Source organism: Thermatribacter velox, from assembly GCF_038396615.1.
In the GTDB taxonomy this organism is placed as follows: Bacteria; Atribacterota; Atribacteria; order Atribacterales; family Thermatribacteraceae; genus Thermatribacter; species Thermatribacter velox.
This window is the reverse complement of the sequence record NZ_CP121689.1, coordinates 1,936,472-1,949,239: the sequence shown is the minus strand read 5'-3', so window position 1 is coordinate 1,949,239 and position 12,768 is coordinate 1,936,472. Positions and strand designations below refer to the sequence as shown.

General features: G+C 39.9%; 12 protein-coding genes. 7 read left to right on the top strand and 5 right to left on the bottom strand.

Annotation, left to right across the window (positions count from 1 at the left end; translation table 11 throughout):
- The first annotated feature begins 54 nt into the window (after positions 1 to 54).
- The 7 genes from QBE54_RS09630 (at position 55) to QBE54_RS09600 (ending at position 7,054) form a co-directional block, all read left to right on the top strand.
- Positions 55 to 1,047, top strand: a complete 993-nt coding sequence (locus tag QBE54_RS09630) for a Gfo/Idh/MocA family protein (RefSeq protein ID WP_369019435.1) — start codon at positions 55 to 57, stop codon at positions 1,045 to 1,047.
- Between the two features lie 86 nt (positions 1,048 to 1,133).
- Positions 1,134 to 2,525, top strand: coding sequence for a sugar ABC transporter substrate-binding protein (locus tag QBE54_RS09625; protein WP_369017974.1), 1,392 nt, complete (start codon positions 1,134 to 1,136; stop codon positions 2,523 to 2,525).
- 76 nt (positions 2,526 to 2,601) lie between these two features.
- Positions 2,602 to 3,453: a carbohydrate ABC transporter permease gene (locus QBE54_RS09620; RefSeq protein WP_369019434.1), complete on the top strand. Its 852-nt coding sequence runs from the start codon at positions 2,602 to 2,604 to the stop codon at positions 3,451 to 3,453.
- Positions 3,446 to 4,285, top strand: a complete 840-nt coding sequence (locus QBE54_RS09615) for a carbohydrate ABC transporter permease (protein ID WP_369017973.1) — start codon at positions 3,446 to 3,448, stop codon at positions 4,283 to 4,285. The genes QBE54_RS09620 and QBE54_RS09615 overlap by 8 nt, the downstream gene beginning before the upstream one ends.
- 5 nt (positions 4,286 to 4,290) lie before the next feature.
- Positions 4,291 to 5,361: a uroporphyrinogen decarboxylase family protein gene (locus QBE54_RS09610; RefSeq protein WP_369017972.1), complete on the top strand. Its 1,071-nt coding sequence runs from the start codon at positions 4,291 to 4,293 to the stop codon at positions 5,359 to 5,361.
- A 6-nt stretch (positions 5,362 to 5,367) separates the two neighbouring features.
- Positions 5,368 to 6,285: an ROK family protein gene (locus QBE54_RS09605; protein WP_369017971.1), complete on the top strand. Its 918-nt coding sequence runs from the start codon at positions 5,368 to 5,370 to the stop codon at positions 6,283 to 6,285.
- On the top strand, positions 6,278 to 7,054 hold the full coding sequence (locus QBE54_RS09600) for a DeoR/GlpR family DNA-binding transcription regulator (RefSeq protein ID WP_369017970.1): 777 nt from the start codon (positions 6,278 to 6,280) through the stop codon (positions 7,052 to 7,054). The genes QBE54_RS09605 and QBE54_RS09600 overlap by 8 nt, the downstream gene beginning before the upstream one ends.
- Positions 7,055 to 7,089: 35 nt before the next feature.
- On the opposite strand, the gene QBE54_RS09595 is transcribed toward QBE54_RS09600, so the two are convergent.
- From QBE54_RS09595 to QBE54_RS09575, 5 genes are all read right to left on the bottom strand, one after another.
- Positions 7,090 to 7,923: a carbohydrate ABC transporter permease gene (locus QBE54_RS09595; RefSeq protein WP_369017969.1), complete on the bottom strand. Its 834-nt coding sequence runs from the start codon at positions 7,921 to 7,923 to the stop codon at positions 7,090 to 7,092.
- Positions 7,916 to 8,803: a carbohydrate ABC transporter permease gene (locus tag QBE54_RS09590; protein ID WP_369017968.1), complete on the bottom strand. Its 888-nt coding sequence runs from the start codon at positions 8,801 to 8,803 to the stop codon at positions 7,916 to 7,918. Before QBE54_RS09590 ends, QBE54_RS09595 begins: the two co-directional genes overlap by 8 nt.
- Positions 8,804 to 8,867: 64 nt before the next feature.
- A complete protein-coding gene (locus QBE54_RS09585) occupies positions 8,868 to 10,211 on the bottom strand; it encodes a sugar ABC transporter substrate-binding protein (protein WP_369017967.1) in 1,344 nt (447 codons plus the stop codon).
- 89 nt (positions 10,212 to 10,300) lie between these two features.
- Entirely contained in the window at positions 10,301 to 11,329 is a 1,029-nt protein-coding gene (locus tag QBE54_RS09580) for a Gfo/Idh/MocA family protein (protein ID WP_369017966.1), read from the bottom strand.
- A complete protein-coding gene (locus tag QBE54_RS09575; protein ID WP_369017965.1) occupies positions 11,326 to 12,510 on the bottom strand; it encodes an ROK family transcriptional regulator in 1,185 nt (394 codons plus the stop codon). The genes QBE54_RS09580 and QBE54_RS09575 overlap by 4 nt, the downstream gene beginning before the upstream one ends.
- Positions 12,511 to 12,768: the final 258 nt, after the last annotated feature.

The window sequence follows — 12,768 nt, the reverse complement described above, 5'->3', positions numbered from 1 at the left end:
GCAAGTTTAAAGCTCAGAGGGGAGAAAAAAATGATCAAATTTGCAATAGTGGGAATGGGCATCAGGGGTAATTTGTTTGCTCGTTTGCTTACTCAGAATCCTTATGCTGAGTTGGTGGCTTTTTCTGAGATCAATTCTCAAGTTTCTGAAAAAGCCTCGAGAACCTGGAAGGTAAAAGCATACTCTAGATTTGAAGATATGTTAGAAAAAGAGGATCTGGATGCCGTAATTATCACTACACCTGATTTTGCTCATTACAAGCCGGTTATGAGATCCCTTGAGAGGGGTCTTCATATTATGGTTGAAAAACCTTTTACTCAAAGCTTGGAAGAAGCAGAAACGATGTTCAAAAAGTCCATAGAAGTAGGTAGTAAGTGTTTAGTTGCTTTCGAAAATAGGTGGAATCCAGCAGTAGTCCAGGCCAAAAATCAGATTGAACGAGGGGAGATTGGTAATATTTTAACCTTTAATGGTTTGTTGAGTAACCAAGTTTTTGTACCTACTCAGATGCTTTCCTGGGCCTCCAGAAGTACATGTGGTTGGTTTCTTTTAAGTCACCTTTTGGATTTAGTTTACTTTCTCTCCGGTAAGTTTCCGGAAAGTGTGTATGCCACAGGATCGAAGCGCTTCTTAAAAAGCTTGGGTGTGGATACCTACGATTACATACACGTGGTGGTTAAATATAAAGATGGTAGCGATGGTATTTTCGAAAGCGTTTGGTGCCTTCCTAATTCCTTTCCAAATGTTTTCGATTTTAAGCTGTCAATCTATGGAGACAAGGGCTTTTTGCATATTAATTCTGCTCATCAAATGTTAGATTTAGCGGCTGGAAGTTACCGCTATCCGTCTAGCTTAGTAGTTGACTATGGGCACAAGCTGATAGGTTTTCCTGGTTTTATGCTCGACGATTTTATAGATTCGATAAGACTCGATAGAGAGCCCTTGGCAAGCTTTAAGGACGGCTTGTTAAATACTAGGCTTTTAGCTGCTGTTCATCGTTCCTTAGAAAGTGGTAAAGAAGAAGTAATAATGGGAGGTGATAGCTAATCAGAGAATAGAGCCGTAGTTGCAACATAGCAGATGGGGTTGTTTATCTTATTTTTATGTTATGTAAGGAAAGGGGGGTTTGTGTCATGCGTAAGTGTGTTAGTTTTTTAGTGTTAATTTTAGGTGTTTTGTTTTTGATATCTTGTGTTGGAAGCTTGGGTGCTCAGGAATATTTTTATGGTAAATTTTTCGCAAGCGAAGAAGAAATTCTTAATTCCTTCAGGCAAGCTGCAATAGATTGGAGACAATTCCAAGGAACCGAGATTACTTTTATCGGTAATTCTGAACCTAACCAGGAGAGCATTGCTAAGTTGATTCCAGTGTTTGAAAAGCTTACTGGAATAAAAGTAACACATGAGCTGGTAAATGAGGAACAGTTGCGCCAAAAGATAACAGTAGACTTAGCGGCCAAGAGTGCTACTTACGATGTTATGCTTTTGGACCCCGGTTATATGGCACTTTACGTAAAAAGTGACGGTTTGTGCAATTTAGAAGATTTTCTCAACAATTCATCTCTTACTGACTTGGAATGGTATGCTTGGCCGGATGACTTTCCAGAAGGCTTTCGGCAAATGGGGCAGGTTAATGGCGTGCAATATGGAATACCATTACACCTTTCTGGTACCCTCTTTATGTACCGCAAAGATCTTTTTCAAGATAAGGGTCTTCCTGGAGCTCCTAAAACAATGGACGAACTCTGGAACTATGCTTCTAAGTTAAATAATCCTGGTGAAGTTTATGGCATTGCTATGAGGGGCATGGCCGGTTCGGGTTTGAATGTGTTTATTTGGTCTTGCTTCCTGAAATCTTTTGGGGGGGACTGGTTTGACGATAAGTGGAATCCTTTGCTTGATTCGCCGGAAGCCATAAAATCAGTAGAATTCTACGCGAATATTCTGCGTAATTTTGGCCCTCCAGGTGTTTCTAGTTGGGAATGGAGCAAGATTCTTTCTGCTATGCAAACCGGGAAAATTGCCATGACCATTGATACTCCTGCTTTTGGGATTTCAATCGAAAATCCTGAGAAATCCAGGACTGCTGGGAAATGGGGTTATGCTCCTCAACCTGCGGGGCCGGCGGGTATTACAATGGATCCCTACTCCTGGTATGTAGGCATTAATAAGAATACCTCAAAAAAAGAGGCTGCTTGGCTGTTTATTAGCTGGATGACCAGTAAAGAAGTTCAAAAGGCTATTGGTGGTCCTACAATTTATGTTAGCAGGATTTCGGTGAATAGTGATCCTCGGTGGAGAGAAGATTTCCCGTGGCTTGGAGAGTGGCAAGAGGCTTTGATGGAGAACGTGAAGTATGCAGATCCTGATTGTAGGCCACGTATACCTGAATATCCCGAGATTGGCAACTTAGTGGGAGTTGCAATAGAAGAAGTTATTTCCGGACAAAAAGAAGCTGAAAACGCAATGAAGGAAGTAAATCAGGAAATACGTAAGATCATGGAAAAAGCAGGTTACTATAAATAATTTAGGTTTCTGGTGATTTGCGAGTAGGAGAGCAACTCAAGTTGCTCTCCTACTCAAGGGGAGCAGAAGCTTAGTGATGATAAGGCGAAAAGAATTGTTGTTTTTTCTCATGCCAGCCCTTTCATATTTAGTTATCTTTAGTATTTATCCCACTGTTTATACCTGGTTCATAAGTTTTAGAAGTTATCGTATTTTTGAGAACAAATTTGTTGGATTTGAGAATTACATAGTCCTTTTTAGAGATAGTGTTTTTTATATATCTTTAGCTAATACACTTTTCTATGTAGTGGTAGCAGTAGGGATTGAATTTTTACTAGGCTTAGCAATAGCATTGCTTTTTAATCAAAATTTTAAAGGAAAATCAGTAGCAATTATATTTTTAATGTTGCCAATGATTATACCTCCAGTGGTTAGCGCTCTAACTTTTTTAATGTTATATGATCCAACTTTAGGTCTTGTTAATTACGTAATCAAGCTCCTTTTTGGCTTTTCTACTGTTTCTTGGCTAACTGAACCCTCGACAGCAAAATGGGCGGTTGTTTCTATCGATGTATGGCAATGGACACCTTTTGTGGCACTAGTTCTTTTAGCCGGACTTCAGTATTTGCCAAAGGAAACACTTGAAGCAGCACGTATTGATGGGGCCAATTCTTTTCAATTGTTTTATCGCATTACTTTGCCTCTTATAAAGAGAGTGGTCATTATAGCTTTGCTCTTCAGGTTAGTGGAGGCTTTTAAGGCTTTCGAGAGTATCTACATTACTACTAAAGGTGGTCCTGGATATGCGACTCGGACGCTGAACATATATTCTTACTTGAAAGCCTTTGAATTTTTAAAATTTGGCGAATCATCAGCAATGGCCATCATTATGCTTTTTGTGGCCAGTTTTTTGGTAATGATCCTTATTAAGGTTTTTAGAAGTGCTTGAACCCATGAGAAAAGAAGCCAGAATCGCTTTTAGACAACTTTTAATTTATGTTTTAGTGGTTTTCGTGATTCTAGTGTTTTTCTTGCCCGTTTATTGGGTTGTAATTACGGCTTTTAAACACGGATCGGAAGTTTTTGAGTATCGGTTTATTTTTAAGCCAACGGTAGACAATTTCAAAAGTGTACTGACAGAAGCAAGTTTCCGTCGTTATTACTATAATAGTTTAGTAGTGAGTAGTGTTTCTACTTTACTAGCGCTCCTCATTGGATTTCCCCTTTCCTATGCGTTGATACGCTTTGGTTTCAGGGGTAGAGAAAATCTTTCTTTTTGGATTCTTTCTTTGCGCATGATTCCACCTATTGTAGTGGCCATTCCTTTTTTTCTGATGTTCAAAAAAATAGGATTTTTTGATACTTTGACTGGTTTAATTTTGATTTATACAAACTTTAATCTCCCTTTTGTGGTTTGGATCCTAAGGGGTTTTATCGAAAATGTTCCAGTGGAACTTGAAGAAGCAGCAATGATCGATGGTTGTTCGAGATGGAGTGCTTTACGCTTTGTTACCGTGCCTATCTCTTTAGTCGGTATTGTGACAGTAGCTATCCTCTGTTTCATTTTCGTGTGGAATGAGTTTCTTTTTGCGCTGGTTTTAACGGGAGTGAAAAGCAGGACAGTCACTGTTGCAGTTTTTAGTTTTATGGGTTTTGCAGAGATTTCATGGGGACTTATGTGTGCTGCTTCGGTTTTGGCTAGTGCTCCTATAGTAGTTTTTGGGATTGTGGTGAGAAAACAATTGATTAGTGGGCTTACTTTTGGGGCTTTAAAGGAGTGAGAGAAATGTTAACTCCCCGTGAGCGTGTTTTAAAGGCTTTAAACTTTGAACTTCCTGATAGAGTTCCGGTTTTTAATTCGTTTACCCCTGAAGTAGAGCAAGCACTAGCTGAGTATTTAGGCTGTAGTAAAGACGAGGTCGGGGTTAAGATAGGTAACGATGTAGTCAGGGTGGCTTTTGACCCACCTGTTGGCTTTGAAACTTTGGTACTCGAGGATGGTAGCTTTTATGATGAATGGGGTATTCGCTACCAAAAGATAGGTTATTATTACGAAATTGTGGAACACCCCTTGGCCTCTCTAACAGAAGAGGCGGTTTTAAAATATTCTTTTCCTGATCCTTTGGCTTCAGGGAGGCTTGAGCGCGCTAAAGAGTTAATAAGGCGCTATAAGGAGACTCACGCTATCATGGGGTTTTTGGGTAGCACCAACTTCGAGCCTACTTGGTACTTGGTGGGCTTTGAGAAAACTTTGGTGGAGTTACAAAGAGATAACCCTCTAATTGATTACTTGTTGGATGGTATTCTGCAATTTTTTATGGCGATAGGCAAACAAATGGTTGCTCTCGGTGTTGATCTTATAATGTGCGGAGATGATGTGGGTACTCAGAGAGGAATGTTAATTTCGCCTTCTTTGTGGAGAAGGAAACTCAAACCTCGGTTGGAGAAGCTGGTAAGGTCTTTTAAAGAAGTAAATCCTCGAGTGAAAGTAGTTTATCATAGTGATGGTAATATTTTACCTATTATTCCGGATTTGATAGAAATAGAGATAGATGTTTTGAACCCTGTGCAGCCAAAGTGCATGGATCCAGCAGAAGTCAAGAAGCTTTATGGAGATAGGCTATCCTTTTTTGGTACTATAGATGAGCAAGAAACTTTACCTTTCGGTTCGGTTAATGAAGTCAGGAAGGAAGTAAGGGAAAGAATTGCTACCGTAGGCTATAATGGAGGGCTGATCTTGGGTGCTACTCATAATATTCAGCCAGATACTCCTTTGAGAAACATATTTGCACTCTATGATGAAGTCAGAAATAACACATTTTCAGGTCGAAGTGTGGATAGTTTTTCGAGAAGGTGAGCTGTGTTGAGTTTCTTTGTTGGTATTGACGTAGGTGGCACCAAGATTGCTGGGATTCTAATTGACAGAAATCTGAGAACATATTCTTTTTTGAAAGTTAGCATTGATGGCGAGAAAGATCCGAAAAAAGTAGTTGAAAAAATTGCTCTTTTAAAAGATTCGTTGGTTAGAGCGTTACCTAAAGCAAAAGAAGTTTCAGCAATAGGTATAGTGATACCAGGTGTTTTGGATATAAATGAAGGTGTGGTGGTAGAGTCTGCCAATTTAGGGTGGAAAAATGTTCGTATAAAAGAAATGATTGAGGAAAGATTGGGACTAAAGTCCTACTTAGAACATGATGTACGTGCTGGAGCAATAGCGGAATTGCATTTTGGCATGGGAGAGAAGTTTACAAGCTTTTTATATGTGAGTGTTGGTACTGGTATTGCTGCTACTTTTGTGCATGATAGGAAGGTCGTTAGAGGAGCAAATGGGATTTCTGGAGAAATTGGACACACTACTGTTCATCCTTGTGGTCCGGAGTGTCGCTGTGGACGGAAAGGTTGTCTTGAAGCTCTTTCTTCAGGGATAGCCATGGAACGGGATGTTTTTTATCTGGTAGGAAAGCGCATTAAGGGTGAAATAATAATGGAAGAAGCAAAAAAGGGTATGTATCCGTTTCTAAATGTAGTAAAGAGTGCAGCTTTCTATCTTGGAGTAGCGCTTGCTAATTTGACAAAAATTTTTGATCCGGAAGCAATAATACTTGGAGGAGGTGTTTCTGAGAGTGGGGAGTTTTGGTTAAAATTAGTGGAGGAAAGTTATTTAAGCAACTTGTTCGAGAGGAATAAGGCAACAAGGCTTTTTCTCGGTAAGTTTAAAAGTAGGGCTAGTGTAGTTGGTGCTGCTTTGTTGCCTTTGGTTGTTGGGAGCAAGGATGAGTAAAACGCAGGAAAAAGATTGGAAAATACTTAATCTGGTTTTTAAGAAAAGAGCGTTAAAGGTAAAAGATATTGCTGATCTTCTTGGTATTTCGGAATCTACTGTTCGTCGTGCGGTGGGTAGACTCGAACAATCGGAAAGGGTAGTTTTAAACCGTGGTTTTGTAAGTTTGCATCCTAATTTTGTTTCGAGAGAACTGACCTTTTATGAAAAATTATCCCAGAACATAGAGGCTAAAAGGAGAATTGGTAAAAAAGCAGCTGAATTAATAAATGATGGAGAAAGCGTTCTTTTGGAGACTGGTACCACGGTGCTTCAGATTGTGCCTCATTTGAAGACCAAAAGAGATGTAACAGTAATTACTAATTGCCTTAAAGTAGCTACAGAAGTGGCTAGTTTACCCAATTTGCGCTTGGTATTGATCGGCGGTGAAATGAGGAAGGAATCCACTGCTTTTGTCGGGCACTTGGCGGAAGAGACTTTGCGCAAGGTGTTTTCTGAAACTTTTATAAGCAAAGTTTTTTTGGGTGCTGATGGTATATCTCCCGAAGAGGGGGTTACTACGCACAATATCCAGGAAGCAATTATTGATCGAATGATGATAGAGCTGGCACGAGAAACAGTTTTGGTTGCTGACCATAGCAAGTTTGGAAAAGTTGGGCTTTATCGTATTGTGCCGCTTGAGAAGGTAGACGTCATAGTTACTGACCGAATAGATGGAAAGCAGGAAAGTTACCTGCGTGAAGCAGGAGTTGAAATAATTTTGGCTTGAAATTTTATAAGCTTATTATTACTGATGGTTATTTTTCAACTCTTTAGCGCTCCCAAGGTGAGGCCGCGAACTAGGTATTTTTGCACCAATAAGGCAAATAATAATACTGGTGCAGTAGCTACTACTCCAACCGCAGCCATTTCACCCCAAATTACGCCTAAAACTGAAAGGAAAAAGGTGACAGTTGTTGGTACCGTTCTTGCGTTGAAGCTTGTCAGGAAAAATGCCAGTGCGAACTCATTCCAGGACTGAATCACACAGAAGATTGCAGTAGCAGCTATACCTGGTAAGATTAGGGGAAAAACCACCCTAAACAGCCCCTGAATCCTTGAACATCCATCAATCCAGGCCGCTTCTTCAACTTCTTGAGGTATTTCTTCAATAAAGCCTCTCATCATCCATACTGTAAAGGGGATGTTGAAGCTAAGATAAACTATTATCAGTAGAATGTGCGTATCTAAAAGACCGATAAATCTTCCTAACAAGAAAAAAGGGATTACTACTGCCATTGGTGGTAACATGCGTAGGGAAAGAATCCAAAAAGCGATGTCCTCTCGGCGAGGGAATCGGAAGCGAGCTAAACCGTATGCAGCAAAGGTACCTAAAATCAGCGATATTAAAGTTGTGAGGGAAACCACGATAGTACTGTTTTTTATGTACATGAATAGATTCCTTTTTTGGAAAATAGACTGATAGTTTTCAAGCGTAGGATGAAATATCCATACCGAAGGGTCAATGGTTTGAACTCTGGTTTTTAAAGAGGTCATGACCATCCACGCGAAGGGGAAGATACAAGCAATAACCACTATTGCGATTAGGATGTCTAATATAATATTTTTGAAAATTCTTTTTCTTTTAATTTTATGCAAAGTCGCTTCCCCCCTTTTGGCTTTTTCTTAAACTTCTGAGTAATACCATAGTTAAAAAAGTGCTGATTAAGAGAAGGATTACCGCGTTAGCGGAGGAGCGGCCTATCCAGTTGGTATGCCTGAAACCTAAGCGGTAAATATGGAGGCTCATCAGCTCGGTGGCATTACCGGGTCCACCTTGAGTCAAGCCGTATACAACGTCAAAGATTTTTAGTGCATCGATTGAACGCAAGAGTAAAGCTACTATAATCATGGGTTTTAAGAGAGGAAGAGTTAGGAAGTAGAAAATTTGGGTGGAAGTGGCTCCATCTACAATCGCTGCTTCATAGGGTTCTTGGGGCAGCGATTGTAAACCAGCATATAATATTAGAGCCATGAAAGGGGTCCATTCCCATATGTCTACTATTATTAAGGACCAAAAGGCCTCTTTGTAACCAAGCCAGTTGACCTTACCGATGGAAAACAAGGATAACATGTAGTTTAAAACTCCGTATTCTGTATTTAGCATAAGTTTCCAAATTAGGGATATTATGGTTGGTGTTATCACCATGGGTATGATTAAAAAAGACATCCAAAGCCTTTTGCCCCATAACCTTCTATGAAATAGTAAAGCAATGCCTAACCCAAGCACGAATTCGCAAGCTACTGTTAACCCCATGAACAAAATGCTTATCTTTAAAGAATGCCAAAAGTCTTTGTCTTCGGTGAATAAGTAGACATAATTTTCTAGCCCTATGAAAGACTTTTTTTCCCATCCCATGGAAAGATCATAATTGGTGAAACTTACGTACCACAGAAAGATTGTTGGAAAAATGACGATAATAACCAGAGCTATCAAGGCTGGAAGTATAAAAGCGTAGTGTTCCTTTCTTTTGCCCATTTGCTTTGATCGTTCTCCTTTCTGAATGAAAGGTGGAGGCACCCACCTCCACCTTTCATAAAGGTTACTCTTCTGACATAATTTTTTCTACTTCAATTTGAGCTTTGTCTAGAGCTTCTTTTGCTGTCATTTGGCCGGCGAGCACCGCAGAACCGTAATCGCCAACTACTTCTAAGACTTTCATAAACTTGGGATGAGGGGGAATCCAGCTTATTCCAGCTTTTACTAAGTTATTAGCCCTTTCGAGAGATTCTAGCTGAATGGGGAATGTCCAGTTTTCTGCTACGAGTTCTGGATCTTCGTATACTGACTTGCGTACAGGAGTACCACCATTTTTGACATATTCTTTGGCTTTATAACGACTGGTCATCCAGACGATAAATGCCCAGGCGGCTCGTTTTTGCTTATCACTTATATCGCTTGATATACCAACATTCCAACCCGCAAGAGCTCCATATGCGCCGGCGGGTCCTTTGGGAGGAGGTACAAAATTTACTTTATCAGCGATTAGAGATTTTGTAGGATCGATAATCCAGGGAGTAAGGGCGGTGGAGTCAAACCACATGGCAGTTCTTCCAGAAGTAAACGCGGATACTGCTTCTTCATGAGTGTATACACCTATGTCAGGGGGACCTTGTTTTAGGAGATCAACGTAATATTCAAGAGAGGCAACTGTTTCTGGACTATTAACCAGAACTTTCCACGTTTTCTGATCTAAAAATTGACCACCGAGCTGGTACATGACCGTCATCCACCCGGAACCGAAATGTATACCCTTTTGCCCTCGCATGGCTATTCCATACAGATCTTCTTCTTTGCCTTTGAAGAATTTAGCAAGGTTCAACAAATCATCCATGGTTTCAGGTGGGCGTTGACCGTATTTTTCGAAAAGATCCTTGCGGTAACCAACGTATCGAGTTTCACCGGCTACCGGTATTCCGTATATTGTTCCTTTGTATTTACCAATACCATCGCGATAAGCGGGTAGTATGTCTTCATAGTCAAACCACTCAGGAGTAAGGTCTTGATTTTCTAAGAGAGGTTTTAAATCGATGGCTACGCCGCTTGGTGCATATTCAGCAAGATTGAAAGCATCAATTAAAAGCACATCGTATACTCCCGTCTTTCCTTGGTGTTCTATCAATAACTTTTGTCTTAGATAGCCTTCTTCGATAATATCCCATCTTACTTTAATACCAGTCAATTCGGTAAATTCTTTGACCATCTGCTGCATCGCATCGGTGGTGGGGTGAGGGCAAAAGGCACAAGTTATAGTTGTTCCTCCAAGGTCTTCTCTAACTGCATTTACCCATTTTTCGACTTCTGGTGGCAATTGGGCAAAGCAAAGAATGCTAATGGAAAATACTGCAACCAATATCATTAAAATGCCTACCAAAATATTCCGCACGAAAAACACCTCCTTAGGGATTTTCTTAAATTTTCTTAAAATTATGGGATGTTTCCCCGCTCTTTTTTTGTCTCCCTCCACCTCCTTTCTTAATCATACTTTACTTCTTTGGGTAATCTTTCTTCAGCTGAATCCATTAAGGCCAGTATTACTTTGCTGACGCGATAACCATCTTCAAAAGTGGCCAAAAATTCTCTTCCGTCGGCTAATCGTTCTATAAAATCGCGTATACTTTCGTGGGCGAAACCCATAGGTTTTCCATGAATCGTAGGCATTACTAAAATATCTGGGTGATCACTTTTACTTTCGAGATAACGTTCAAAAGCTTGGTTATTGGTAAGGTCCATGTTGATCATTCCCTTGCTGCCTAGTATGTTTAATTTGATATCGTTCCAATGAGGATTGGTGTTGGGGACAATCCAATTGTTCTCAATTGTAGCAATGGTACCATTTTCAAATTCTAGGATACTTTGATATATATCTGCTACAGGAATATTCTTTTTTATCAACACTTCCGACCTTGAGACGGAATAAACCCTTTGTACTTCACTATCAATTAGAAAACGGAGGGTGTCGATGGTATGACTTCCAAGAAACCAGAGTACGGAGGATTTACTCGTCCAGGAGAGCATTTGGGTCGGGACATAAATGATATCGTTTAATCGATAATACATGGAAATAACTTTTCCTAATTCACCTTTTTGAATGCTTTCTTTGGCTATGGCGAAAGGTGGACTGAAGCGAGCATGAAAATCAACCATGACACGGCAGTCTGAGTTATCATAAGCTTCTTTCATAGCTTGTAAGTCTTCGTTGGTGGTTGCCAGGGGTTTTTCTACTATAACATGTTTTCCAGCTTTTAAAGCGGCTATAAAGGGTTCGCGGTGTGCGAAATCAGGAGTAGTTATGGCTACTGCCTGTATTTCTGAATTTTCTAACATTTTTTCAAAATCGGTGTAGTAATTTTTAGCTCCGTACTTGAGGGCCAAACTGCGAGCTTTTTCTTCCACTGTATCACAGACTGCAATTAATTCCGATAGATGATGAGACGCATAAATCTTAGCATGTGTTTCTCCCCAAATCCCCGCTCCTATGATTCCAAAGCCTATTTTTCTCATTTGGTGTCCTCCTTTGTAAATTCATAGAGATTGAAAAGATGCTCCATCACTAAGGCAGCACCCCATAACACTTCTTTATCTCTTTGCAGAGGACTTATTGTTAATTTAACTTTTTTGGCCAAAGGTTCAAGAGCTCTTTCGTTTAATCTCTCTTTAACTTTTTCAAGTAATAATAGAGGGTCAACTTGGGTTAAGGCGCCAGTAAAAACCACTTTCTCGGGAGCCAATATGTTTACAACGACCGCCGCGAGATCGCCAAGACGCAGAAAAGCATCTTCTAACGATTTTTTAACCTTGGATTCCTTTCTTTTCTCAGTTAATATTTGAACAGCGGTTTCTGTGTCATAGTAATTTTTACCGTTTAGTTTTTCCATAATTTTGGGTAATGCTATAGAGGTTTCTAAGCAACCCTTTTTGCCGCAGAAACATGATTCTTGACTATTATCTAAAACGATGTGTCCAACTTCTCCTGCTCCGTCTTCTGCTCCTCTGTATACCCGCTCTTCGATAACGATGCCCATGCCTAGGGCCTCTCCACAGTTGATACAAACAAAATTTTTGTTCTCTTGGGCTAGACCGAACCACATTTCTCCCAAAGTGGCAGCAATGGTTCTATTATCTATGACAACGGGAACATTCTTTAGTAAATATTCCTTTACCATTTCTAGGAATGGAAGATTTTTCCAGCTAAAATGAGCAGAATACTCTATCGTGCCTTGTTTGTGATGTACTATACCCGGCACCCCTATTCCTATACCCAAAATGTTTTCTTGGGGAAAGTTTTGCAGTACTTTTTGGATTAAATGTACTACTTCACGAGCTACTTGATTGGGTGAAGCATCTCGAGCTGTACAGCTTTCTTTGTGAAGTATCGAACCATTCAAGCTTATAAGAGCTGCAGCAATTTCTCCTGAGTCTTTCACCAAGGAACCTATCAAGCGTGGTCCATCCGGGTTTATAGAAAGAAGGACAGGTTTTTTGCCAACAGAAGATTTTGCACGACCTGATTCTATCAATAGATTCTCTGCTATTAATTCTTTTACTATTTGTGAAACAGTAGATTTGCTAAATCCAAAAAAGGAGCCTATTTGGGTTCGGGATAAGCTCTTGTTTTTCCATACCAGACGGAAAACAAGTTTTTTATGCACTTCATTTATTCGAGAGGCGGTAAAGGTATACATTTTGTTTGTTCTAGAAACGAACTATCTCAGCTATAAACAAATGATAATTCTTTTTTTCTTCTTTGTCAACGGCATTGTGATTGTGGATAGCGTCAACTTATTATAGGTACATTTTCTGAAATCCTCTTCTTTTCCGATTGCACTTGGAACATGGTTTCTTCTTTCCTCTTAAACCTCGCATCCATCCAGAAGGTATGGCGTTGAGATGACTATCTCCTTTCCTCTATATCACAGAAACCCAGGAGATTTCTTGAGACA